General features: G+C 73.7%; 20 protein-coding genes, 1 pseudogene and 1 riboswitch. Of the genes and pseudogenes, 11 read left to right on the top strand and 10 right to left on the bottom strand.

From position 1 onward, the window contains the following. Positions 1–568: 568 nt before the first annotated feature. The 4 genes from O7621_RS19750 to O7621_RS19735 all read left to right on the top strand — a co-directional run bounded on the left by O7621_RS19750 (position 569) and on the right by O7621_RS19735 (position 3,816). Entirely contained in the window at positions 569–976 is a 408-nt protein-coding gene (locus tag O7621_RS19750) for a TIGR03618 family F420-dependent PPOX class oxidoreductase (protein ID WP_282230618.1), read from the top strand. Between the two features lie 76 nt (positions 977–1,052). Further along, complete coding sequence (cbiE, locus tag O7621_RS19745) at positions 1,053–2,282, top strand: precorrin-6y C5,15-methyltransferase (decarboxylating) subunit CbiE (protein WP_282230617.1); 1,230 nt, start codon at positions 1,053–1,055, stop codon at positions 2,280–2,282. Beyond that, a complete protein-coding gene (gene cobM / locus O7621_RS19740; RefSeq protein ID WP_282230616.1) occupies positions 2,279–3,022 on the top strand; it encodes a precorrin-4 C(11)-methyltransferase in 744 nt (247 codons plus the stop codon). The genes cbiE and cobM overlap by 4 nt, the downstream gene beginning before the upstream one ends. Beyond that, entirely contained in the window at positions 3,019–3,816 is a 798-nt protein-coding gene (locus tag O7621_RS19735) for a cobalt-precorrin-6A reductase (RefSeq protein WP_282230615.1), read from the top strand. Before cobM ends, O7621_RS19735 begins: the two co-directional genes overlap by 4 nt. Here the strand turns inward: O7621_RS19735 and O7621_RS19730 are convergent. From O7621_RS19730 to O7621_RS19720, 3 genes are read right to left on the bottom strand one after another with little or no spacing between them, the layout of a single operon-like run. Further along, positions 3,804–5,327, bottom strand: a complete 1,524-nt coding sequence (locus tag O7621_RS19730; RefSeq protein WP_282230614.1) for a precorrin-2 C(20)-methyltransferase — start codon at positions 5,325–5,327, stop codon at positions 3,804–3,806. The two genes, O7621_RS19735 and O7621_RS19730, sit on opposite strands and share 13 nt — an antisense overlap. After that, entirely contained in the window at positions 5,324–5,962 is a 639-nt protein-coding gene (locus tag O7621_RS19725) for a precorrin-8X methylmutase (RefSeq protein ID WP_282230613.1), read from the bottom strand. The genes O7621_RS19730 and O7621_RS19725 overlap by 4 nt, the downstream gene beginning before the upstream one ends. After that, positions 5,959–7,248: a precorrin-3B synthase gene (locus O7621_RS19720; protein WP_282230612.1), complete on the bottom strand. Its 1,290-nt coding sequence runs from the start codon at positions 7,246–7,248 to the stop codon at positions 5,959–5,961. Before O7621_RS19720 ends, O7621_RS19725 begins: the two co-directional genes overlap by 4 nt. A 116-nt stretch (positions 7,249–7,364) precedes the next feature. Then, positions 7,365–7,490: riboswitch (cobalamin riboswitch) on the top strand. A gap of 56 nt (positions 7,491–7,546) precedes the next feature. Between O7621_RS19720 and cobN the strand changes: the two genes are divergently transcribed. The 5 genes from cobN to O7621_RS19695 all read left to right on the top strand — a co-directional run bounded on the left by cobN (position 7,547) and on the right by O7621_RS19695 (position 16,388). Next, positions 7,547–11,164 carry a cobaltochelatase subunit CobN gene (cobN, locus tag O7621_RS19715; RefSeq protein ID WP_282230611.1) on the top strand — a complete coding sequence of 1,206 codons (3,618 nt, stop codon included), beginning with the start codon at positions 7,547–7,549 and terminating at the stop codon, positions 11,162–11,164. Positions 11,165–11,252: 88 nt separating this feature from the next. Further along, positions 11,253–12,224, top strand: coding sequence for a pirin family protein (locus O7621_RS19710; RefSeq protein WP_282230610.1), 972 nt, complete (start codon positions 11,253–11,255; stop codon positions 12,222–12,224). 135 nt (positions 12,225–12,359) lie between these two features. Further along, positions 12,360–13,118: a lytic polysaccharide monooxygenase gene (locus O7621_RS19705; protein WP_282230609.1), complete on the top strand. Its 759-nt coding sequence runs from the start codon at positions 12,360–12,362 to the stop codon at positions 13,116–13,118. A gap of 7 nt (positions 13,119–13,125) precedes the next feature. Beyond that, on the top strand, positions 13,126–14,370 hold the full coding sequence (locus O7621_RS19700; RefSeq protein WP_282230608.1) for an MFS transporter: 1,245 nt from the start codon (positions 13,126–13,128) through the stop codon (positions 14,368–14,370). A gap of 101 nt (positions 14,371–14,471) precedes the next feature. Then, the gene (locus O7621_RS19695; protein ID WP_282230607.1) at positions 14,472–16,388 is read left to right on the top strand and encodes a family 10 glycosylhydrolase; all 1,917 of its coding nucleotides are present in this window, start codon (positions 14,472–14,474) and stop codon (positions 16,386–16,388) included. Between the two features lie 90 nt (positions 16,389–16,478). On the opposite strand, the gene O7621_RS19690 is transcribed toward O7621_RS19695, so the two are convergent. Then, on the bottom strand, positions 16,479–17,153 hold the full coding sequence (locus O7621_RS19690; RefSeq protein WP_282230606.1) for a response regulator transcription factor: 675 nt from the start codon (positions 17,151–17,153) through the stop codon (positions 16,479–16,481). Continuing rightward, positions 17,150–18,319, bottom strand: a complete 1,170-nt coding sequence (locus tag O7621_RS19685; RefSeq protein ID WP_282230605.1) for a histidine kinase — start codon at positions 18,317–18,319, stop codon at positions 17,150–17,152. Before O7621_RS19685 ends, O7621_RS19690 begins: the two co-directional genes overlap by 4 nt. 131 nt (positions 18,320–18,450) lie before the next feature. Between O7621_RS19685 and O7621_RS19680 the strand changes: the two genes are divergently transcribed. Beyond that, positions 18,451–19,170 (top strand): DUF2306 domain-containing protein, encoded by a 720-nt coding sequence (locus O7621_RS19680; RefSeq protein ID WP_282230604.1) that lies wholly within the window; start codon positions 18,451–18,453, stop codon positions 19,168–19,170. On the opposite strand, the gene O7621_RS19675 is transcribed toward O7621_RS19680, so the two are convergent. Together O7621_RS19675 and O7621_RS19670 are read right to left on the bottom strand one after the other, a co-directional pair. After that, positions 19,163–19,774: a hypothetical protein gene (locus O7621_RS19675; protein WP_282230603.1), complete on the bottom strand. Its 612-nt coding sequence runs from the start codon at positions 19,772–19,774 to the stop codon at positions 19,163–19,165. The genes O7621_RS19680 and O7621_RS19675 overlap by 8 nt on opposite strands. Before the next feature lie 170 nt (positions 19,775–19,944). Continuing rightward, entirely contained in the window at positions 19,945–20,163 is a 219-nt protein-coding gene (locus tag O7621_RS19670) for a DUF2277 family protein (RefSeq protein WP_278168922.1), read from the bottom strand. A 174-nt stretch (positions 20,164–20,337) separates the two neighbouring features. Between O7621_RS19670 and O7621_RS19665 the strand changes: the two are divergent. Continuing rightward, positions 20,338–20,814 (top strand): annotated as a pseudogene (locus O7621_RS19665) (TetR/AcrR family transcriptional regulator); the annotation flags it as partial. Here O7621_RS19665 and O7621_RS19660 read toward each other — a convergent pair. The 3 genes from O7621_RS19660 to O7621_RS19650 are packed head-to-tail and all read right to left on the bottom strand — an operon-like array spanning position 20,773 to position 24,874. Next, on the bottom strand, positions 20,773–22,281 hold the full coding sequence (locus tag O7621_RS19660; protein ID WP_282230602.1) for a cobyrinate a,c-diamide synthase: 1,509 nt from the start codon (positions 22,279–22,281) through the stop codon (positions 20,773–20,775). The pseudogene O7621_RS19665 and the gene O7621_RS19660 overlap by 42 nt on opposite strands. Continuing rightward, positions 22,275–22,877 carry a cob(I)yrinic acid a,c-diamide adenosyltransferase gene (cobO, locus tag O7621_RS19655; protein ID WP_282230601.1) on the bottom strand — a complete coding sequence of 201 codons (603 nt, stop codon included), beginning with the start codon at positions 22,875–22,877 and terminating at the stop codon, positions 22,275–22,277. The genes O7621_RS19660 and cobO overlap by 7 nt, the downstream gene beginning before the upstream one ends. Beyond that, on the bottom strand, positions 22,877–24,874 hold the full coding sequence (locus O7621_RS19650; RefSeq protein WP_282230600.1) for a VWA domain-containing protein: 1,998 nt from the start codon (positions 24,872–24,874) through the stop codon (positions 22,877–22,879). Before O7621_RS19650 ends, cobO begins: the two co-directional genes overlap by 1 nt. Between the last annotated feature and the right edge of the window lie 21 nt (positions 24,875–24,895).

The following is a 24,895-nucleotide window of genomic DNA, read 5'->3' as shown; positions in this document are numbered from 1 at the left end:
GCCGCTCGATCGACGGCGTCCCGGTGGGCCGTACGGCCCGTGTCCGGCAGCGCCCCGAGCGTGAGGCCACCAGACACTGTCGGAGGATGTTCGGTGAGGCGTCGACGGTTTCCGCCGCTGTCTCGACCATGCATACGGCGGTCCGACGGGGACGGTTCAACCCGGTCGACAGATCATCCGATCGACGGGCGCCCGGGCAACGGACCGGGTCAATGAAACCCGGGCCGATGAAACCCGGGGTGACCGGACCGCGACCGGGGGGCCACCGGGTCCGTCGCCGACGGCCGGTTTCGAAGGTGGGGCGACGCAGCCGACTCTTGCGGGAGACCGACGTTAAGGCGCGCCGCCCCGCCGACACACACTACTCGCGCACCCTGCGAAAAGGATCACTGGACGCGCTGTAGCGGACTAGCAATTGTTTGGTTCGACGATCGGTGCGGCGCCCCGTTGCTGAGTCGCGACTCAGCGCAGCCGATCCGGCACCAACGGCACCGACCCCGGACCTGCCAGCGCCGGCACGGGCGCGTCGGGACCGCCGACCGGTGCCCACGGTGCCAGAATACGACGGGTGACGACATCTGCTGCCGGGCCGGAGATCAGCGACGCGCTGCGCGACTTCTGGCGCGAACGGCACCTGTGCACGCTGACCACGCTGCGTCCGGACGCAAGCCCGCACGTTGTTCCGGTCGGAGTGACCTTCGACCCGGACAGCGGCGTCGCCCGGGTGATCACCTCCGCCCGGTCCCGCAAGGCGGCACACGTGCGGGCCGCCGGCGTGACCGGGGCTCGGGTGGCCGTCTGCCAGGTCGACGGCAAGCGATGGTCGACGCTGGAAGGCCTGGCCCGGCTCCACGACGATCCGCCGACGGTCCGTGACGCGGAACAGCGCTACGCCCTGCGGTACCGGGTACCACGCCCCAACCCGGACCGGGTGGTGCTGGTCATCACGGTCACCCGCCGGCTCGGCAACGTCTGATCCGGGCGACGTCACGCGGAGCACCACCGACGGGGTGGCCATGTCGAGCAACGCGGCGAACCGATACCGTCGGACGATGCCCCCCAGATCCGGACCGGCTGTGGTCACCGTCGTCGGTATCGGCGCAGACGGATGGGATGGGCTGTCCGGCGCCGCCCGGGCGGCGCTGCGCGCGGCGACCGCGCTACTGGGCAGCCGCCGGCAGATCGAGCTGATCCCACCCCCTGAACGGCCCGCGACCACCGGCACCTGGCCCACCCCGTTGCTCGCCCACCTGCCCCGGCTGCTCGACGAACACCGCGGGCGGCACCTCGCGGTGCTGGCCAGTGGGGACCCGATGCACTACGGCATCGGTGGCACCCTGGTCCGGCTACTCGGCCCCGACCGGGTACGGGCGGTGCCCCACCCGTCGGTGGTTTCGTTGGCCTGCGCCCGGCTCGGCTGGCCGGTCGAGGAGGTCGACGTGGTCAGCGCCGTCGGCCGCCCGGTACAGCTGCTGCACCCCCTGATCCACCCGGGGAGTCGGCTGCTGGTGCTCAGCGCCGGCACGACCACCCCGGGTGAGGTGGCCGACCTGCTCACCGCCCGGGGCTACGGACCCAGCCCGCTGACCGTACTGGAACAACTCGGCGGCACCCGGGAGCAGCTGCGGACGGCCACCGCCCAGGACTGGGGCGGCCTCGATGTCGACCCGCTCAACGTCGTCGCGGTGGACTGCCGGGCTGAGCCGGGCACCCCGCCGCTGCCCCGGGTGCCAGGGCTGCCCGACGACGTCTACCAGCACGACGGCCAGCTGACCAAACGGGAGATCCGGGCCGTCACGCTGGCCCGGCTGGGTCCCCTGCCCGGGCAGCTGCTCTGGGACATCGGGGCCGGATCGGGCAGCATCGCCATCGAGTGGTCCCGTGCCCATCCGCAGTGCCGGGCCGTCGCCGTGGAGCACGATGCACGGCGGGCTGAACGGATCGCGGCGAACGCGGCGACGCTCGGCGTACCGGGCATCACGGTGGTCGCCGCGGCGGCCCCGCAGGCACTGGTCGGTCTCGACCCTCCGGACGCGATCTTCGTCGGCGGCGGGGTCACCACCACCGGGCTGCTGGACGCCGCCTGGTCGGCACTGCGGCCCGGCGGCCGGCTGGTGGTCAACGCGGTGACCGTCGAGTCCGAGGCGCTGCTCGCCGGTTGGCACTCCCGCATCGGCGGCGACCTGACCCGGATCGCCGTCAACCGGGCCGCCCCGGTCGGTGGGTTCACCGGGTGGCGACCGATGATGCCGGTGACCCAGTGGGCGGTGGAACGCCAATGACCGTACGATTCGTCGGCGCCGGCCCCGGTGCCGCCGACCTGATCACCGTCCGGGGCCGCGAGGTCATCGCGACCAGCCCGGTCTGCCTGTACGCCGGCAGCCTGGTCCCGACCGAGCTGCTCGCCCACTGCCCGCCCGGGGCCCGGCGGGTCGACACCGCCCGGCTGACCCTGGACGAGATCGTCGCCGAGATGCTGGCCGCGCACGCCGCCGGGCTCGACGTCGCCCGGCTACACTCCGGCGACCCCTCGCTGTTCAGCGCCGTCGCCGAACAGATCCGTAGGTTGGACGCCGCCGGGGTGCCGTACCAGATCGTGCCCGGCGTGCCCGCCTTCGCCGCGGCCGCCGCCGCGCTCGGCCGAGAACTGACCGTGCCGGAGGTCGGCCAGACGGTGATCCTGACCCGGGTGTCCGCCAGCTCCACCGCCATGCCGCCGGGCGAGGACCTGGCCACCCTCGGGGCCAGCCGGGCCACCCTGGTGCTGCACCTGGCCGTGCAACGCATCGACGAGATGGTGGCCGACCTGCTACCGCACTACGGCCCGGACTGTCCGGTGGCGGTGGTGGCCCGGGCGAGTCGTCCCGACGAGGTGGCGCTGCGGGGCACGCTGGCTGACATCGCCGGCCAGGTGCACACCGCCGGCGTACGGCGTACCGCGGTGATCGTCGTCGGCGCGGTGCTCGGCGCGGCAGGTTTCCCCGACAGCCATCTGTACAGCGCCGACCGGTGCCGGCAGTGACCGGTCACCGGACCCGCCCCGGCCCGGACGGCGGACCCCGGGTGCTCATTCTCGGCGGCACCGCCCAGGCCCGTCAGCTCGCCGCCGCGCTGTCGACCGACCCGACGGCGCGGGTGGTCACCTCGCTGGCCGGCCGGGTGGCCCGGCCCCGGCTGCCGCACGGCGAGACCCGCGTCGGTGGCTTCGGTGGACCGGACGGGCTGGCCCGCTGGCTACGGGACGAGCGCATCGGTGCCGTGGTGGACGCGACCCACCCGTTCGCGAACCGGATCTCCACCTCGGCGGTCACCGCCTGTGCCCGGACCGGCACACCGCTGCTGGTGCTGCGCCGGCCGGGCTGGCCGGCCGGGCCGGGCGACGTCTGGCACCGGGTGCCGGACCTGACCGCTGCCGCCGCCGCGCTGCCCGCACTGGGCAGCCGGGCGATGCTGACCACCGGCCGGCAGAGCCTGGCCGCATTCGCGCCGCTGAGCGGCATCTTCTTCCTGATCCGGACGGTGGACCCGCCGCAGCCGCCGCTGCCCGCCGACCGGGTACTGCTGCTCGACCGTGGGCCGTACACCGTGGACGGCGAACGGACGCTGATGCGCACGCACGCCATCGACGTGCTGGTCACCAAGGACAGCGGCGGCGACGAGACGTACGCCAAGCTCGTCGCCGCCCGCGAGCTCGGACTGCCGGTGCTGATGGTCGACCGGGCCGCCGCGCCACCCGCACCGACGGTCAGCGACGTCAACGCCGCCGTGACCTGGTTGGCCGGGCTCGGCACGGCGGCAGGTGCTCAGCCCGGGTAGTGCCGTGGCGTGAAGACCACCGGCGCCGCGTCCCGGCCGTGGTTGACCTGGGTCGCTGACGAACCGACGATCAGCAGGGTCCGCATGTCCACCGTGACCGGGTCCAGATCGGCCAGCGCCACCACGTCGACACGTTCGCCGGGGCCGCCGATGTCGCGGCCCACCACCACCGGTGTCTGCGCCGACCGGTGCTCCAGCAGCAGATCCCGGGCCCGGGCCAGCTGCCAGGTCCGGCTGCGCGACGCGGGGTTGTAGATCGCGATCACCAGGTCGGCGCGGGCGGCGGCGAGCAGCCTCCGCTCGATCACCGGCCAGGGTTTGAGCCGGTCCGACAACGACAGCACGCAGTAGTCGTGCCCGAGCGGTGCCCCCACCCGGCTGGCCACCGCCTGGGCGGCGGTCACCCCGGGCAGCACCCGGACCGGCACGTCCTTCCAGCGGGGCTCGGCGGCGACCTCCAGCACCGCCGTGGCCATCGCGAACACCCCGGGGTCGCCGGAGGAGACCACCGCGACCCGGGCTCCGTCGGCCGCCAGCCGAAGCGCGTGCGCGGCCCGCTGCGCCTCGACCTGGTTGTCCGACGGATGCCGGCGTTGCCGGGGGTTGGTTGGCACCCGGTCCAGGTACGGTCCGTACCCGACCAAGTCGTCGGCGGCCGCGAGAGCGGCCTGGGCCTGCGGGGTGATCCAGTCCCGGCCGGCCGGTCCGAGGCCGACCACCACCACCTCTCCCCGGCCGGACCGGGCGGTGTCGGCGGCGCTCGCCGCGACGGTGCCACCGCGACGGCTGGCCAGCAACGCCAGGGAGAAGTACGGCACCGTCGTAGGGTCGACGTCGGCCAGCGGCTCGACGCGTTCCCCCCCGGTGCTGGCCCGTTCGACGTACCAGGCGTCGTCGAGCCGGCCGGCGGCGGTCAGCGCGTCGCGTACCGCCGGGAAGGTCCGGCCCAGCTTGAGCACGGCGGCAGCGTCGGTCTCGGCCAGCCGTCTAGTCAGTTCCGCCCCGGACAGGGTGCCGGGCAGGACGGTGAGCACCTCGTCGGCCTCGACCAACGGCCGGCCGAGTGCGGCGGCGGCACCGCTCATCGAGGTGACGCCGGGCACCACCTCGGTCGGATACCGGTCGGCCAGCCGCTTGTGCAGGTGCATGTAGGAGCCGTAGAACAGCGGGTCGCCCTCGGCGAGCACGACCACGGTCCGACCAGCGTCGAGATGGGCGGCGAGCCGCCGCGCGCAGTCGGCGTAGAACTCGTCCATCGCCGCCCGGTAGCCGCCGGGGTGGGTGCTGCGCTCGGTGGTCACCGGGTAGACCAGCGCCTCTTCGATCTGTCCCGCGCGCAGGTACGGCTCGGCGATGGACCGGGCGACGCTGCGACCGTGCCGGGCGCTGTGGTGCACGATCACGTCGGCCGCAGCGATCAGCCGGGCCGCCTTCACGGTAACCAGTTCCGGGTCACCCGGGCCGAGCCCGACGCCGTAGAGCTGACCCGGTCCGCCGCGACGCGCGTTCAACGCCCCACCTGTCCCTCGTCGTCGTTGGCTATCGCGTTGAGGGCGGCGGCGGCCATCGCGCTGCCACCGCGTCGTCCCCGGACCACCAGGTATTCCAGTCCGCCATGGTCGATCAGAGCCTGCTTGGACTCTGCGGCGCCGATGAAACCGACCGGTACGCCGAGCACCGCCGCCGGCCGGCCGGCACCGGCATCGACCAGCTCCAACAGCCGGAACAGCGCGGTCGGTGCGTTGCCGACGGCGACCACCGCGCCGTCAAGGCGGTCGACCCACAGCTCGACGGCCGCGGCGCTACGAGTGGTGCCCAGCCGGTCGGCCAGCTCGGGCACCCGGGGGTCGGACAGGGTGCACAGCACCGCGTTGTCGGCCGGCAGCCGGCGCCGGGTGATGCCGGCGGCGACCATGGTGGCGTCGCAGAGGATCGGCGCGCCGGCCCGCAACGCGCCCTGGGCGGCAGCCACCACCTGCGGCGAGAAGACCAGGTCGTCGACCAGGTCGACCATCCCGCAGGAGTGGATCATCCGCACCGCGACCCGGGCCTGCTCGGCGGTGAGTCGGCTCAGGTCGGCCTCGGCACGGATGGTGGCGAACGACTGCCGGTAGATCTCCGCCGCGTCGCGGACATGGTCCATCATGGCTCCTCACGTGCGGTCTGGACGGCCGCGCCAAGGGCGGCCCCGATCGGGAGGCGGATGCTGGTCCGGTCGGGGGCGTCGATCTGGTACCCGTCACCAGTGGCGGTCACCCGGACCACCGGCCCGGCCGGACTGCCGCAGCCACGCTCACAGCCGATCCAGTGCACCGGCAGGCGGTTACGACTCCCCGGTGCCGGCACACCGCCGGTCGGGGCCGGCCGCCCGGTGTGCGTCGCTGCGGCGTCGGCACGCACGTCGGCCCGGGACCGGGCACAGCCCGGCAGCCCGGCGCAGGCGGTCACACCGAGCCACGGCGAGTCGGGGTCGGTAACCAGCCCGGCGCGGGCGAGCCGGTCCGCCCAACCGGCGGGATCGGTGACCCGGGGCAGTACCACCCCCCGCCACGGCGTGATCCTCAACTGCGGCGACGCGGCCGTGAGCAGGTCGACCTGGTCGACTGTCAAGCGTCCCAACGGGACCGCCACGACGAGGGCGAAGTCGCCGTCGGGACGGTGCCGCATCCCGACCGGCGCGACGGGACCGCCGGCCGGGGTCAGTGGTTGCCACCGCCGCGCGGTACGCCGTACCCCGGGTGCGGTGCCGGCCTGGAACACGACGCGGTCCAGCGCTGCCGGGGTCAGGTCATCGAGGCGCCACGCGCTGCCGGCCGCCGCGTCTGGATCGTCCAGGAAGGCACGGGCGGCGGCGACCGCGACCCGTACCGCGTCGGCGGGCCGGGCCCGCAGCCCGTGGTCGGCGCCGGCGAGCAGCACGGTCACCTCGTCGGCCGGTCCGGGCAGCAGACCGACGTCGGCTCGGACCGCGACGGTGTCACCTCGACCATCGTCGATGGCGAAGAGGAACCGCCCGGAGAGCCGGGCCAGGTCGGGCTCCGCGCAGATCGCCGCGTCGAGGGCGCGGACCTGCGCCCCGACGTCCCAGACCGCCGGGGTGTCGATGTCGGCAAGGGCGGAGCCGAGGATGTTGCGGACCCGTTCGTGCGTGGTCGAAGGCAGCAGCCCGGCGGCGCGCAGCCGGGCGGCGAGCGGTCCGGTGTCGGCGGCCGCGACCGCGCGCACCTGGACGTTTGCCCGGCTGGTCAGTTCGAGATGTCCATCACCGTGGTCGCGGGCGACGGCGGCCAGCAGCCGCAGCTGGACAGCGGTGAGCAGCCCTCCGGGGCAGCGGATCCTGGCCAGCAGGCCGTCGGCGGCCGGGTGCAGGTGCACGGCGCCGGGGCAGGCATCGGGTGCGCCCCGAGCGGGCGGCGACGGCAAGGCGGGCACCCGGCGGATACTACGGGTCGTCCCCGGACGGCGGCCGCCGCACAACGAATACATCACACCTTGACGAAATGTCCGCCGGTCGTGACAGTGTTCGTAGCCAGACGCGGCGACAAGCGGAGGAAGTCCGGTGTGAATCCGGTGCGGTCCCGCCACTGTCACCGGGGAGCAGACCCCACCGACGGCCACGGTCCCTCAAGGGCCGGAAGGCCGGGGCGAGCCTTGATCCGGGAGCCAGGAGACTCCGGTCGCCGCGACCGACGACCCGGGGCGCGGACCCCGAGGGAGGACCGGGCGTCCGATGATGCTACTTTTGTCCACTTCAGATACTGATCTGTTGAGTGGACGGGCCAGCGGTGCCGACTGGCGCCTGGCAAACCCGGCCCGGCTGTCGGTCGACGACCTTCCGCAACTGCTGGCCGGCGTCGACCTCGTGGTGGTCCGGCTGCTCGGCGGCCGCCGGGCCTGGCCGGACGGGATGGACGCACTGCTGGCCGACGGCCGCCCCGTGGTGGTGCTCAGCGGCGAGCAGGCCCCGGACGCCGCCCTGATGGAGCTGTCCACCGTACCGGCCGGGGTGGCCGCCGAGGCGCACGCCTATCTGGCCCACGGCGGCCCGGCCAACCTCGCCGAACTGCACCGTTTCCTGTCCGACACGGTGCTGCTCACCGGGCACGGCTTCGCCGCGCCGCAGCCGGCCCCGGAGTGGGGCGTGCTGGAGCGCACGAACGTGCCGACCGGACCGGGCCGGCCGACCGTGGCGGTGCTCTACTACCGGGCCCACCACCTGGCCGGTAACACCGGCTTCGTGCACGCGCTGTGCGACGCGGTCGACGCCGCCGGCGGTCGGGCGCTGCCGGTCTACTGCTCGTCGCTGCGCTCGGCCGACCCGCAGCTGCTGGCCACCCTGGGTCAGGCCGATGCCCTGGTGGTGACCGTGCTGGCCGCCGGCGGGACCCGACCGGCGACCGTCGGCGCCGGCGGTGACGACGACGCCTGGGACGTCGGGGCCCTCGCCGAGCTGGACGTGCCGATCCTGCAGGGGCTCTGCCTGACCAGCTCGCGGCAGACCTGGGCGGCCGCGGACGACGGACTGTCCCCGTTGGACGCCGCGACCCAGGTGGCCATCCCCGAGTTCGACGGCCGGCTGATCACCGTGCCGTTCTCGTTCAAGGAGATCGACGCCGACGGCCTGTCGGTGTACGTGGCCGACCCCGAGCGGGCCGCCCGGGTCGCCGGCATCGCGGTCCGCCACGCCATGCTGCGCCACATCGCTGCGGCCGACAAACGGATCGCGGTGCTGCTGTCGGCGTACCCGACGAAGCACGCCCGGATCGGCAACGCGGTCGGCCTGGACACCCCCGCCAGCGTCCTGGCGCTGCTGCGGACGCTGCGCGACGCCGGCTACGACGTCGGGCCGCCGGACGGCCCGGACGCGGTCCCCGGCCTGACCGACGGCGACGGCGACGCGCTGATGCACGCGCTGATCGCCGCCGGCGGGCAGGACCCGGACTGGCTGACCGAGGAGCAGCTGGCCGGCAACCCGGTGCGCATCCCGGCCGCCGACTACCGGCGCTGGTACGCCGAGTTCCCGGCGCAGCTGCGCGAACAGGTCGAACGGCACTGGGGTCCGCCGCCGGGCGAGCTGTACGTGGACACCTCCCGGGATCCCGACGGCGAGATCGTGCTCGCCGCGCTGCGTACCGGCAACATCGTGCTGCTGGTGCAGCCGCCGCGCGGCTTCGGGGCCAACCCGGTGGCCATCTACCACGACCCGGACCTGCCGCCGAGCCACCACTACCTGGCCGCGTACCGGTGGCTGGAGCACGGCTTCGGCGCGCACGCCGTGGTGCACGTCGGCAAGCACGGCAACCTGGAGTGGCTGCCGGGCAAGACGGTCGGGCTCAGCGCCGCCTGCGGGGCGGACGCCGCCCTCGGCGACCTACCGCTGATCTACCCGTTCCTGGTCAACGACCCCGGCGAGGGCACCCAGGCCAAACGCCGGACGCACGCCACCCTGATCGACCACCTGGTGCCGCCGATGGCCCGGGCGGAGAGCTACGGCGACATCGCCCGGCTGGAGCAGCTGCTCGACGAGCATGCGAACATCGCCGCCCTGGACCCGGCGAAACTGCCGGCGATCCGGGCGCAGATCTGGACGCTGATCCAGGCCGCCCGGCTCGACCACGACCTCGGTCTGGACGACCGGCCGCACGACGCTGAGTTCGACGACTTCCTGCTGCACGTCGACGGTTGGCTCTGCGAGGTCAAGGACGTGCAGATCCGCGACGGGCTGCACGTGCTCGGCTCGGCACCGGTCGGCGCGGCCCGGGTCGACCTGGTGCTGGCGATGCTGCGGGCCCGGCAGATGTGGGCCGGGCAGGTGGCCGCGCTACCTGGGCTGCGGGAGGCGCTGGGCCTGGACGAGTCCGGCACCGACCGCGATGGCACCGACGCGGCCGAGGCGGTCGCCCGGGAACTGGTGGTCGCGATGGAGGAGCACGGTTGGCGACCGGACGCCGCCGCCGAGGTCACCACGCGCGTGCTCGGCGACGACGGGCTGGTCACGCTGGTCACCCGGATTCTGGAGTTCGCGGCGACCGAGGTGGTGCCCCGGCTGGCCCGCACCACCGACGAGCTGGCCCACGTCGTGCACGCCCTAGCCGGCGGGTACGTGCCGGCCGGGCCGAGCGGGTCGCCGCTGCGCGGGCTGATCAACGTGCTGCCGACCGGGCGCAACTTCTACTCGGTGGATCCGAAGGCGGTGCCGAGCCGACTGGCCTGGGAGACCGGGCAGGCGATGGCGGAGTCGCTGCTGGCCCGCTACCGGGCCGACACCGGCGACTGGCCACGTTCGGTGGGACTGTCGGTGTGGGGCACGTCGGCGATGCGGACCGCCGGGGACGACGTCGCCGAGGTGCTGGCGCTGCTCGGCGTACGGCCGGTGTGGGACGAGGCGTCGCGGCGGGTGACCGGCGTCACGGTGGTCCCGACCGAGGAGCTGGGTCGGCCCCGCATCGACGTGACGGTACGGATCTCGGGTTTCTTCCGCGACGCGTTCCCGCACGTGGTGGCCATGTTGGACGACGCGGTCCGACTGGTCGCGGCCCTCGACGAGCCGGACGAGCTGAACTTCGTCGCCGCGCACGCCCGCGCCGACCTGGCCACCCACGGCGACACCCGGCGGGCCACCATGCGGATCTTCGGCTCCAAGCCGGGGACGTACGGTGCCGGGCTGCTGCAGCTGATCGACAGCCGCAACTGGCGCGACGACGCCGACCTGGCCGAGGTGTACGCGGTATGGGGCGGCTACGCCTACGGCCGTGACCTCGACGGCGCGCCGGCCCGCAGCCAGATGGAGTCGGCGTACCGGCGGATCGCGGTCGCGGCAAAGAACATCGACACCCGAGAGCATGACATCGCTGACTCCGACGACTACTTCCAGTACCACGGCGGGATGATCGCCACGGTGCGGGCGTTGACCGGGTCGGCCCCGGCGGCCTACGTCGGTGACAGCACCCGGCCGGAGGCGGTGCGCACCCGAGCCCTGCACGAGGAGACCGCCCGGATCTTCCGGGCCCGGGTGGTGAACCCGCGCTGGCTGGCGGCGATGCGCCGGCACGGCTACAAGGGGGCGTTCGAGTTGGCCGCCACGGTCGACTACCTGTTCGGCTACGACGCCACCGCCGGGGTGGTGGCCGACTGGATGTACGACAAGCTGGCCGAGACGTACGTGCTCGACGAGGTCAACCAGCGGTTCCTGACCGAGTCGAACCCGTGGGCGCTGCACGGGATCACCGAGCGGCTGCTGGAGGCGGCCGACCGCAAACTGTGGGAGTACCCCGACCCGGCGGTACTGGACGGGCTTCGGGAGGTGTTCCTGCGCACCGAAGGTGACCTGGAGGACCGGGCCGGGTGACCTGCCGCGTGGAGCGGCCGGACGGGCCGGTCGACCTGTCTGATGGAGCGACCGGACGGGCCGGCGGTGCCGCGCGTAAGGTCGAGGCATGAGTGCGGCGGCGTCGGGGAGCATCCGGTACGACGGGACGACGGTCGCCGGCGCGCAGCCGGAGAGCGTGCTGCTACCCGGCCACGACGTGCCGCTGGGCCGCTACACGACGGTCCGGCGGCTGCTGCCGCAGCGACCCCGGCGCATGGTCGGTGCCTGGTGTTTCGTCGACCACTTCGGGCCCGACGACGTGGCCGGGCGGCCCGGCATGCAGATTCCGCCGCACCCGCACACCGGGCTGCAGACGGTGACCTGGCTGGTCGACGGTGAGATTCTGCACCGCGACAGCCTGGGCAGCGTGCAGTCGATCGTGCCGGGGCAGCTCAACCTGATGACCGCCGGGCACGGCATCGCCCACTCGGAGCAGTCGCCGCCGGCGCATCCGCCGGTGATGCACGGCCTGCAACTGTGGGTGGCGTTGCCCGAGTCGGCCAGGCACGGCGAGCCTCGGTTCGAGCATCATGCCGCGTTGCCGCAGGTGGGTGCCGGTGACGCGCGGATCACCGTGGTGGTCGGCGAGTACGCCGGTGTCCGGTCCCCGGCCGAGATGGCCAGCCCGATCGTCGGAGCACAGGTCGACATCGACACCGACGCGCCCGTCGCGCTGACGCTGCGCGACGATTTCGAGTACGCCCTGCTGACGATGTCCGGCACGGCCCGGGTCGACGGGGTGGAGCTGGCCCCGGGCGGGCTGCTCTACCTGGGCGAGGGCCGGTCGGCCACGACGGTAACCACCGACGGCTCGACCCGGCTGTTCCTGCTCGGTGGGGAGCCGTTCGACGAGCCGCTCGTGATGTGGTGGAACTTCGTCGCCCGCAGCCACGAGGAGCTGGTCGCCGCCCGCGACGGCTGGGCGGCCGGTAGGCGGTTCGGCACGGTGACCGGCTGCGTCGACGCCCCGCTGCCGGCGCCGGAAATGCCGATCATCAGGATCAAGGCCCGCGACCGGCACGGCCGTACCGTCGGCTGACCGTCGCACGATCGGTCGACTTCGTCGACGTATCGAAATTCTTCGTTCACAATCTTTACTGTTAACTGTCCTTACGCTAACTTCGTCGGCAACGGCCGGCCGCCCCACCGCCACCACGACGCGCGGAGCGCCCCCATGCGACGACGAATTCTCCTGCCCCTGCTCGCCACCGGCACCATCCTTGGCACCCTGCTGGTCGCCACCCCGGTTAGCGCCCACGGCTACGTCTCCTACCCGCCCAGCCGACAGGCGATGTGCGCGCAGGGCCGGGTCGCCAACTGCGGCCCGATCGTGTGGGAGCCGCAGAGCGTCGAAGGCCCCAAGGGGCAGCGCACCTGCCACGGCGGGGTGAGCCGGTTCGCCATTCTCGACGACGACAGCGTCAACTGGCCGGCCACCACGGTCGGCGGGGCGGTCACCTTCACCTGGACGCTGACCGCCCGGCATGCCACCAGCACCTGGGAGTACTTCGTCGGCAGCGCCCGGATCGCCGTGTTCGACGACGGCGGCCGGCAGCCCAACGCCACCGTGTCGCACACCGTGCACCTCGGTGGCCGCACCGGCCGGCACAAAGTGCTGGCGATCTGGAATGTCGCCGACACCACGAACGCCTTCTACTCCTGCGTGGACGTCCAGATCGGGGCCGGGCCCGGCCCGTCGCCGACCCCGCCACCGCCGTCACCCACTCCGACGACCACCCCACCGCCGCCGACCACCGCGCCACCGACCACCGCGCCGCCCGGCCAGCCCAGTGGCATCTGGTCCGCCGGCACTGCGTACCAGATCGGTGCCGTCGTCAGCTACGCCGGCGTCGACTACCGGTGCCGGCAGGCACACACCGCCCTCGTCGGCTGGGAACCGCCGAACGTACCGGCACTGTGGCAACGGCTCTGACCGGTCGGTGCATCCTGTACGGATGTCGTCACAATCGCTCGGCAAGCCGTTCTGGCGCTTCTGGGGTGCCGCCACCCTGGCCAACATCGGCGACGGGATCCGGGTCGCCGCGTTCCCGCTGCTGGCCCTGTCGCTGACCGGGGATCCGCTCGGACTGGCCATCGTCGCCACCGCACAGACCCTGCCCTGGCTCGTCGCCGGGCTGGCCGCCGGAGCACTCGCCGACCGGATGGCACCCCGTACGCTGCTCGCCGCCGCCGACGCGGTGCGCGCCCTGCTGCTGGTGGTCCTGGTGGCGACGGTGGCAACCGGCACCGCCACGATCGCCCTGGTCGCCGTCTGCGCCTTCGGTCTCGGCGTCGGCGAGGCGGTACGGGACACCGCCGGCCAGGTGGCGGTACCGAGACTGGTGCCGCCGGCCGCGCTGGAGCGGGCCAACGGCCGGCTCACCGCCGGCACCATCGTCGGCAACGAGTTCGTCGGCCCGCCGGTCGGTGCCGCGCTGTTCGTCGTCGGCGCGGCCGTACCGTTCGCGGCCAACGGGGCCAGCCTGGCGCTCGCCGTAATGCTGGTGCTGTCGTTGCCACTGAGCCTGGCCCGTACTCCCACGGCTACGACTGCGGCCACGACCGCCGCCACGACGGTCGGCCCGAGCATCCGGGCCGGGCTGGCCTGGCTCGCCCGCCACCGGACGCTGCGCGCCCTGGCGCTGGTGGTCGCGGCGGTCGCCGCCGCCGACGCCGCCTGGTTCGCGATCTTCCTGCTGTACGCCCGGGACGTGCTCGGTGTCGGCGCGCTCGGCTACGGCCTGCTGCTGTCCGCTGGGGCCGGTGGCGGGCTGGCCGGCGCGTTCCTGGCCGACCGGCTGGTCGCCGGCCGCCGGCACCGGCTGGTGCTGGCGGTCTCCCTGGCGGTCACCGCCGGAGTGCCGGCGCTGCTCATCGCCGTACCGCAGATCTGGGTGGCGGTGGTGGTGACCGTGGTCTCCTCCGGCGCGTTCGCGGTGCTGAACATCTGTGCGGCGACGCTGCGGCAGCGCACCGTACCGGACGGGTTGCTGGGCCGGGTGACGGCGGCGTCCAAGACGCTGATCTACGGTGCCGCCGGCGGCGGCGCACTGCTCGGTGGCGCGCTGGCCGCCGGGGTCGGGCTGGCCGCCCCGTTCGGCTTCGCCGCGCTGGTCGCCGTGGTCGCCACCGCCGGCTGGTCGCTGGCCACCCGGGGCGACGCGCCGTCAGCCCGGCCGGCCTGACCCGCCTTGTCGGCGCCTGATGCCACACCAGTGCAGGGCGCGACCCAGGCGTGTCGGATCATTGCTTGTCCAACTCATCTGACAAAACCACCGTCTCGGTCATGAGCACTCCGACAACGGCGATGCCGAAGCGGCAGTTCCGGGGTTTCTGGCTGGCGACGGTCGCCAACCTGGACTGGCCGAGCCGACCCGCACTGACGCCGGACGCCCAGCGGGCGGAGCTGCGCGGCTGGCTCGACCTGGCCCGGCGGCTGCGCTGCAACGCCGTCGTCGTGCAGGTACGCCCGAGCGCCGACGCGCTCTGGCCGTCGCCGTACGAGCCGTGGTCGGCGGTGCTCACCGGGCAGCAGGGCACCCACCCCGGCTACGACCCGCTGGGTGTGCTGGTCGACGAGGCACACGCCCGCAACCTGGAACTGCACGCCTGGTGCAACCCGTACCGGGTCGCCAACCACGCCGACCCGACCCGGCTGGTCGCCGGCCATCCGGCCCGCCGCCACCCGGAGTGGGTGATCGCGTACGCCGGCCGGCTCTACTACGACCCGGGCCAACCGGCGGTACGGTCCTTCGTCCAGGACGCGATGCTCGACGCGGTCACCCGCTACGACGTCGACGCGCTGCACTGGGACGACTACTTCTACCCGTACCCGGTCGCCGGAGAGACCTTCGCCGACCAGGCCAGCTTCGCCGCGTACGGGGCCGGCTTCGACAGCCTCGCCGCGTGGCGCCGGCACAACGTCGACCTGCTCGTCGCGCAGATGAGTGACCGGCTGCGGGCGGTCAAGCCGTGGGTGCGCTTCGGCATCAGCCCGTTCGGCATCTGGCGCAACGCCGCCACCGACCCGCTCGGTTCGCGGACGAACGGGTTGCAGTCCTACGACGCGATCCACGCCGACAGCCGCCGCTGGGTGCGGGAACAGTGGATCGACTACATCGCTCCGCAGCTGTACTGGCACCTCGGCCACCCGGCCGCCGACTACGCCGAGCTGGTCCGCTGGTGGTCGGCGACGGTGTCGGGTACCAGTGTGGAGTTGCTCGTCGGGCAGTCGACCTACCGGGTCGGCGTCGCCGGGCAGGACCCGGCCTGGCAGGACCCGGCCGAGCTGAGCCGGCACCTGACGCTGCACCACAGCTACCCGCAGGTCCACGGCGACCTGCAGTTCAGCGGCAAGGACGTGCGCGCCGACCGGCTCGGCGGGGTCAGCCGGCTGGTCGCCGACCACTACGCCCGGCCCGCGCTGGTGCCGGTCGCGGCCGGGCGCGGCGGCGTACCGGCCCCGGGCGTCACACCGCCGCCGCCGGCGATCACCGCCGTGACCCGCACCCCGACCGGGGTACGGCTGGACTGGATCGCCGCCACCGGCGCCACCGTCCCGACGGCGTACGCGCTCTACCGCTGCCCCGGCACCGACGCGGCCGACCCGACCGCGTTCGACGACGCCCGGCACCTGCTGGCGACGGTACGGGCCACCGGCACCGGCGGCTCTTTCAGCGACGTGACGGCGGCGCACGGTTCTGCGTACACCTATCTGGTCACCGCCCTGGACCGCCAGCACCGGGAGAGCCCAACCGGGCCGGCGCGGGTGCTGGCTGCCGGCAGCGACGCGTTCAGCGTGATCGTCGACGACGGCACGCCGGGCGGATTCACCGCCAGCGCCGCCTGGGGCACGTCGAGCTGGTCGGCCGGACGCTACGGCGCCGACTACCGGTTCACCAGCCCACAGCCGGTCAGCGACCCGGCCTGGTTCACCGTCACCGTGCCGGCGGCCGGCAGCTACCGGGTCGACGTATGGCATCCGGCGGCGTCGGGCTACCACCCGGCCGCGCCGCACCTGGTGCAGACCACCACCAGGCTGGTCAGCCGGCCGGTGGATCAACGCACCGGCGGCGGCCGGTGGCGGGAGCTGGGTGTCTTCGCGCTGGCGGCGGGGCGGCGGCCGGTGGTCGGGGTGAGCCGGTGGGCACAGCCCGGCGGTCACATCGTCGCTGACGCGGTACGCCTGACCCGGGTGGGCTGACGCGAGGCCGATCGGTTGCCCGGCTAGCTGGTCGAGGCTGACCCGCTCGCGCAGCGGTCAGGTCCGCAGTGACAGTCCGCGCGTCGCACGCTACGTCGGCCGGTCGAGGCCGACGCGGACCCGGCCGGTCTCGTACGCCCAGATCGCGACCTCGACCCGGTTGCGGACGCCGAGCTTGGTCATCAGGGCAGCGAGGTGGCTCTTGACCGTGCTGAGGCTGATGTGCAGCTCGCCGGCGATCTCGGTGTTGGTGCGGCCCCGGGCGACGGCCACCAGCACCTGCTCCTCGCGGTCGGTCAACGGATCGAGCGGCTGGCGGGCCGGCGCTTCCGGACCGGCGGCGGCGAAGGCGCTGAGCAGGCGGGTGGTGACGGCCGGCGCGATGAGTGCGTCACCGGCGGCGGCGGCCTGGACGGCCTGGGTGAGCAGCGCCGTGCCGGCGTCCTTGAGCAGGAAGCCCCGGGCACCCGCGCGCAGCGCCGCGTAGACGTACTCGTCGAGGTCGAAGGTGGTGATGACAACCACGGCGAGCGGATCGACGACGCCGGGACCAGCGAGGCGGCGGGTGGCCTCGATACCGTCCACGTCGGGCATCCGGATGTCGAACAGGCACACGTCGGGACGCAACCGGTGGGCGAGGTCGACCGCCCGTCGGCCGTCGGCCGCCTCGCCGACGACCTCAATGCCCGGCTGGGCGTCGAGGATCATGGTCAGCCCGGTCCGGACGATCTCCTGGTCGTCGGCGACGACCACCCGGACGGTCACGTCCCGGCCCGACCGGCCGGGGCCTGGCGGGGCAGGGACACGGCGACGGTCCAGCCCCGATCCTGGCTCGGACCGGCGTCGCAGGTGCCGCCGAGCAGCGTCGCCCGCTCGGTCATGCCGACGATGCCGAATCCGCCGCCGGTGGCGACCGTCCGCGCCGTGCCGGTGTCGCCGTCGTCGCTGACCCGCAGCCGCACCGCGTCGGCGTCGGCGTCGACGCGGACCTCGATCCGGGTGGCGTGCCGGGCGTGCCGGCGGGCGTTGGTCACCGACTCCTGGGCCAGCCGGTAGACGGCGGTCGCGACGGTCGCCGGGATGTCGTCGAGGTCGCCGTGCAGGGTGACGTCGACGACCGGTCCGGGCTGGTCGCGGCTGGTGAGTCGGGCGACGTCGCCGATGCCGGGATTGGGGGCGAGGTCCGCCGGGTCCAGTCGCGCGGCCGGTTCGCCGTGACGCAGGTCGCGCACCATCAGCCGCATCTCGGACAGGGCGCGGGTCGCCTCGGCCTCGATCACGGCCAGCGCGTCGAGCGCCGCCGCCGGACGGGTCGGCGCCACCGCGATGCCCGCCTGGGCGCGGACCGCCATCGCCGACACGTGGTGGGCCACCGTGTCGTGCAGGTCGCGGGCGAGTGCTTCGCGTTCGGCCGATCTGGCCTGGTCGAGTTCGCGGGCCCACAGCGTCGCCCGGTATCGCTGTGCGGTGGCGACGGCCATCGCGGCGGACACCACCACCGTCCCGCCGACCAGGTCGGCGAGGTCGAGATGGCCCACCCCCATCGACAGACCCAGCTTGGCCAAGATGATCGCCGTACCGGCCACGATCTGCCGGCCGGAACCCCAGCGGTACAGCGCGTACGGCAGGATCAGCAGGTAGACACCGGTGACCAGGTCCGGTTCGTGGCCGACCAGCAGCGCGGCCACGGCGGTGACCGGAAAGGCCACGGCGACCATCAGCAGCGGCCTGGTCCGCCGCCACCACAGCGTCGGCGCCAACGCCAGGGCGATGATCAACGAGTACGCGGGCGACACCAGGTCGGTACGGAGCAGTCCTTCGATGGTCGCCACGACCCAGACCGCGCCGAGCAGTGCCCAGTCCCGCCAGACCCGCGTCGGCGGATCGGCGACGGCGGGCTCCGCCCACACCGACCGCAGCAGCGCACGCACACCGCGATCGTACGCAGCGGGCGTTCACGGCGTACCAGCCAGAAGTACGACGAGCGGCCCCGTCCAACGGCCGGGACGACAACGGCCCGCGTGGCGATGACCATCGGCCGTGCCGCCGCGACGATCGAGCCATGACCACACCCGTACCGAATCCACGGTCGACGCCGCAGTCCTCCGTCCGCACCGCCACCGGCCGCTCTCCCGCCGCCAACTGGCTGATTCCCGCCGGGTTGGTGCTGCTCAGCGTGGTTCCGGTTGCCGCCGGCAGCCTGCGGCTGGCCGAACTGGCCGGCGGGCCGCCCATCGTGCCCGACGGCGACCGGGTCACCGCTGCCCCGGTGGCGTTGGTGACGCACATCGTCGCCGTCACTGTTTTCAGCCTCGTCGGTGCGTTCCAGTTCGCGCCGGGCCTGCGGCGACGCCACCGGGCCTGGCACCGGGCCGCCGGGCGGATCCTGGTGCTCTGCGGGTTGCTCACCGCCGGGACCGGCCTGTGGCTGACCCTGTTCCTGCCGCCGGCGGCCGTCGACAGTGAGCTGCTGGTCGCCATCCGGGTGGTGGTGAGTGTGGCGATGGCGGCGTGTGTGCTGGTCGGCTTCCTCGCGGTCCGGCGCCGCGACTTCGCCGCCCACCGGGCCTGGATGATCCGGGGTTACGCGATCGGGATGGGTGCGGGCACCCAGTTCTTCACCCAGCTGGCCTGGCTGGCCGTGGTCGGCCCGGTGACGGCGTCGGGCCGGACCGGCACCATGGCCGCCGGTTGGCTGATCAACGTGGTGGTGGCGGAATGGGTGATCCGGCGTCGTGCCGTCGCCGGGCGCCGACGGCACGACGCGGTACGGGTCAGCTGATCCGCTCGACCACGACCCGCCGGATGACGAACTTGCCCGGCTCTCGGATCTGTTCGAAGGCGGCGTCGTTGAGCAGGACGCAGCTGCCCGACGGGCTGGTCACCGTGACTGTGATGCTCCGGTCGTTGTCCAGGTTGGTCACCTTGAGCACGGTGCCGACAGGAAAGGTGCCGCTGGAGGCGGCCGGGGCGGCGTCCTCGTTGAACAGGGTGACCGTCGATCCCGCACAGACGACCTCGCCGGGTGCCCCGGTGTCCGGTGCGGCGGCGTCGCCCGTACCGTCGGGCTGCTCCGGCGCGGGCGTTGCGACCGGCGCGCCGACGCCGACGTCGGCCGTGCAGCCGGCGGCGGCCCGCCGCTGCTCGATCAGGTCGACCACTGCCTGCCGGTTGGCGATCCGGTCGTTGGACAGGGCGTCCGGGTTGGCCCGCTGCTCGGCGATGAAGGTCAGGTTGTTCCGCAGCGCGGTGTCCAGGCCGTCGCAGTTCTCCCCCGCGTTGCCGAGCCCGGTGCCGACCGCCAGTCCGCCGCCGAGCAGGGCTGCCGCCGCCACCCCGACGAAGACCTTGCGCGCCCGCCCACTCCTGATGTCCCACCCGTACATGCACCGCTCCTCTCGGTAGCCGCTGCCCGAAACGCAGCTACCGGGCGATACGTGGGTGGATGGTCGACGGATCTGTCCGGAACCTCAAGTTTCTATTAAGGATATTCACAGAATCGCGAACAGTCACATCGTGCGGTTGTCGTCGACGATGGTCATGGCGGAGCCGTGGCCTACCGGGCCGCCGGGGCGCGGACCACCAGACGATCCAGCAATTCGCGGCTGGCGGCGGCGACGGCCGCCACGGCGGCGTCGAACGCCTCCGCGTTGTGGGCGGCGGGTTGCCGGAAACCAGAGATCTTCCGGACATACTGCAGCGCGGCGGCCTCAATGTCGGCGTCGGTCACATCGGCGGTGTACGGCTCACGGAGCGTCTTGATGCTTCGGCACATGCGCTCCATACTGCCGCAGCTCGCGTCGACAGGCGGCCCGAGCCCGGCCCGGCCGAGCCAGACCCACTTGACGCCGGGCCACTTCGACGACCCGGGCCAACTTGACGGGCCAAGCTAACAACATTAGCTTCAACGTTATGATCTGTAGCCAGCCGACGCGGTCCGGCCGCCGACGTGCCTAGAGCAGGGCTCACCCGGGGCGGCCTGGTCGACGCCGCGATCGCCCTCATCGACGAGCAGGGACTCGACGCGCTGTCGCTCAACGCGGTGGCCGGCCGAGTCGGGGTCGCCACACCATCGCTCTACAAGCACGTCACCGGCGGCCTCACCGAACTGCGGGCGCTCATCGGGTCCCGGCTCGTCGGTGAGTTCGCCGACGAACTCACCCGCCACACCCTCGGCCTCAGCCGGGACGCGGCCGTCGCCGCCCTGATGCACGCCAGCCGGGACTACGTCCGCCGGCATCCCGCCCGGTGGGCGGCGATGCCCGCCGACCCGATCCGCGACCCGATCACCGCCACCGAAGGAACCAGGCTGCTGGAGGTGTTCCTGGCCGTGCTGCGCGGCTACGGACTGCAGCGGTCAGCGGCGGTACACGCCACCCGCTGCCTACGGGCGATGATGCACGGCTTCGTCAGCCTGGAAATCGACGGCGGGTTCGGCCTGCCCGAGGACGTTACGGAGAGCTACGAACGGCTGATCGCCATGTTCACCGCCAGCTTGCCACGGGACTGACACCGCCCGCCGCGCGGCCGCGACCAGCCGGGACGCGATCTGCGGCCGGGCGGCCCAGTGCAGGTGCAGATACGACGCGTGCACGCCACCGGCGACGAAACCCTCCGGCGCCGCGCCACGCCACCCCCAGGCCGGTGCCGCGCCGGCCCGCGGCGTCACCTCGGTACGGTGGAACTCGTGGCCGGTCAGCCGGGCCCCCTCCGGCGCCAACACGCTGTCGGTCAACGCCACCGCATCGCGGTAGCCGAGCGTCAACCGGGACGTCATCCGCGCATCCGCCGGCAGCACCCCGCACATCGGCGCCTCGTCGAGGGTGCGGCACAGCCACAGCAGGCCGGCGCACTCGGCGACGATCGGCGCGCCGGCGGCCGCCAACGCCGCCACCTGCCGCCGCAACCCGGCGTTCGCGGCCAGCTCGGCGGCGTACACCTCGGGAAAGCCGCCGCCGACGACCAACGCCACAGTCGCCGCGGGCAGTCGCTGGTCGCGGACCGGATCAACGGTACGCACCTCGGCACCGGCTGCCGTCAGCAGCTCGACGGTCTCCGGATAGCCGAAGCTGAACGCCGGTCCACCGGCGACGGCGACCACCGGCCGGTCACCGCTCGCCTCCCCAGGCACGTTCTCGCCGGGACGGGCGTCCGCATGCCGTACGGCAGCCGCCGGCGACCAGGGTTCGACCGCCAGCGGGGGTGCGGCACCCGCCACCGCCGCCACCGCGGCCAGGTCCACCGACGCGGCGACCAACTCCGCCAGCGCACCGACCGCCGTACGTGCCTCGGCGGCGCGTTCCACAGCCGGCACCAGACCCAGATGCCGGGACGGGGTGTCGACCGACGGATGCCGCAGCAGCACCCCGAGCACCGGCGCGCCGACCTCCGCGCAGGCGTCCCGCAGCACCTGCTCGTGCCGGTCGGAGCCGACCCGGTTGAGGATCACCCCGGCGATGTGGACCTGACCGAACGACCGGAACCCGTGCACCAGTGCGGCGATCGACCGGCTCTGCCCGGCCGCGTCGACGACCAGCAGCACCGGGGCCGCAAGCAGCGCCGCGACCTGGGCGGTGGAGCCGACGTCGGCACCGCCGACCCGGCCGTCGTAGAGCCCCATCACGCCCTCGATGACCGCGAGGTCGGCACCGGCAGCGCCGTGGACGAACAGTGGCGCGACGCGCTCCTCACCGACCAGCACCGGGTCCAGGTTGCGGCCGGGCCGGCCGGCGGCGAGCGTGTGGTAGCCGGGGTCGATGTAGTCCGGGCCGACCTTGAAGCCGGCGACCCGGACACCCTGGACCGCGTAGGCTGCGAGGAGGCCGGTGGCCACCGTGGTCTTGCCATGCCCGGAGCCGGGGGCGGCCACCACCACCCGAGGTACGGCTACCACTCGATGCCCTGCTGGCCCTTGCGTCCGGCGTCCATCGGATGCTTGACCTTGGTCATCTCGGTCACCAGGTCGGCGAGGTCGATCAGCTCCGGCGCCGCGTCCCGGCCGGTGACCACCACATGCTGGCCGCCCGGCCGGTCCCGCAGCACCGACACCACCTCGGCGACGTCGATCCAGCCCCACTTGATCGGGTAGGTGAACTCGTCCAGCACGTAGAACCGGTACGCCTCGGCGGCCAGGTCGCGGCGGATCTGCGCCCAGCCCTCGGCGGCTTCGGCGGCGTGGTCGCGCTCGCTGCCGGGGCGCTGAATCCAGGACCAGCCCTCACCCATCTTGTGCCAGGTCACCGGCGCTCCCCGGCCGGACTCGCCGAGGGTACGCAGGGCTGCCTCCTCGCCAACCTTCCACTTCGGAGACTTGACGAACTGGTAGACGACCACCGGCCAGCCGGCCGCCCAGGCCCGCAACGCCATGCCGAAGGCCGCTGTCGACTTGCCCTTACCGGGCCCGGTGTGCACCGCGAGCACCGGCTGACGCCGCCGGGCCCGGGTGGTCAGCCCGTCGTCGGGGACATGTTCCGGCTTACCCTGTGGCATCAGGCAGCCCTCCCGTCGGCGAGGCCGACCCGAGAATGCGGCAGCACCGCCGACAGCGCCTCCAGCGGCAGCCATTCGGCGTCGAAAGCGGTGGCGAGCCGCTGGGCCAGGCCCAGTCGCACCGGACCGGACTCGCAGTCGAGCATCACCATCGCGGTGCCGGCGAGCAGCGGCGCCAGGGCTATCGGATTCGGCCCGCTGGTCGACCGCCCGTCGGTGACCAACAGGATCAGTGGCCGGCGGCGTGGCTCGCGGCGGCGCTCGGCGGCGACGGTGGCGGCGGCGGCCCGCAGCCCGGCGGCGATCGGGGTACGGCCACCGGTGCGCAGCTGCGCCAGCTTGGCGACGGCCACCTCGTGGCTGCTGGTCGGCGGCAGCACCACGTCGGCGGTGGCACCCCGGAAGGTGATCATCCCGATCCGGTCCCGCCGGTGGTAGGCGTCGCGCAGCAGCGACAGCACGGCGGTCTTGACCACGGTCATTCGCTGCCGGGCCGCCATCGACCCGGAGGCGTCGACCACGAACAGGATCAGGTTCGCCTCCTGGCCGACGTAGCGGGCCTGGCGCAGGTCGGCGGGGGTGATCCGGCGGGCACCCCGGGATGCGGCGGCGCGCACCGTGGCCGGTAGGTGCACCGTCGACGGCCGTCCGGCCGGTGATCCGGCACCGACCACCCGGCCCCGGTCGGCGTGGGCCGCCGAACGTCGGCCGGGCGTCGCGCCGGCCCCGAGCCCGGGTAGCCGCAAAGTCCGGGGCCGGTACGCGGGCCCGGCCGCCGCCGGAGCCGGACCGCCCGGCGGTACGCCGTCCGGCTGCTCGGCACCGTCCGCCGGCCCGCTGGCGTCCGGCGTAGCTGGCTCGGTCGACGGGCCGGCGTCCGACTCGGGCGGGCCGGTTGACGGGCCGCCGGCCGGTGGTGGCGGACCCTGCGGCGGACCGGCGTCCGGTGGTGGCGGATCCGGCGGCGCAGGACCGGGGTCGTCGTCGCCGCACTCGTCCCGCAGCACCTCGTCGAGGCGCTGCTCGTCGGCGCCGGGCGGATCGAGCGGGTCACGGCGCCGCCGGTGCGGCAGTGCCAGCCGGGCTGCCTCGGCGACCTCGGCGGCGGTGACCGCCGCCTGACCGCGCCAGGCGGCCAGCGCGACCGCGGCGCGGGCCATCACGATGTCAGCCCGCATACCGTCCACCTGGTACGCCAGGCAGATCCGGGCGATCCGGTCGATCTCGGCATCGGGCAGCGTGACCGCGGGCAGGGCCGCCCGCGCGTCGCGTACCCGCACTGCGAGCTGGCTGTCGGTGGTCCGCCAGCGGTCCGCGAACGCCACCGGGTCGGTCTCGTACGCCAGCCGCCGGCGCACCACCTCGGCCCGGTCGGCCACCTCGGTAGGTGCGGCCACCGACACCATCAGCCCGAAGCGGTCCAGCAACTGTGGACGCGGCTCGCCCTCCTCCGGGTTCATCGTGCCGACCAGCAGGAACCGGGCGGCGTGACTGACCGACACCCCGTCGCGTTCGACGTGGGCCCGGCCCATCGCCGCCGCGTCCAGCAGCAGGTCCACCAGGTGGTCCGGCAACAGGTTGACCTCGTCGACGTAGAGCAGGCCCCGGTGCGCGGCGGCGAGCAGCCCCGGCTCGTAGGCCTTCACTCCGGCGCTGAGCACCCGCTGGATGTCGAGGGTGCCGACCACCCGGTCCTCAGTGGCGCCGACCGGCAACTCGACCAGAGCGGCCGGGCCGCGGCGTGCGGTCACCGGCGCGGTGTGCGGCCCGTCGGGGCAGGTCGGGTCCGGGGCTGCCGGGTCGCAGCCGAACCGGCAGCCGGGCACCCGGTCGACCTCCGGTAGCAACCCGGCCAGCGCGCGGACGATCGTTGACTTCGCGGTGCCCTTCTCACCCCGGATGAGCACACCGCCGATGCCGGGGTGCACTGCGGCGAGCAGCAGGGCCTGCCGCAGGTCGGGCAGGCCGACGACGGCGGTGAACGGGTACGGCGTCATGGCAGGGGCCGACAGGTGTGC

Source organism: Solwaraspora sp. WMMD937, assembly GCF_029581175.1.
Taxonomy (GTDB): Bacteria; Actinomycetota; Actinomycetes; order Mycobacteriales; family Micromonosporaceae; genus Micromonospora_E.
The sequence above is the reverse complement of the archived record's forward strand: the minus strand, read 5'-3'. Positions and strand labels throughout refer to the sequence as shown.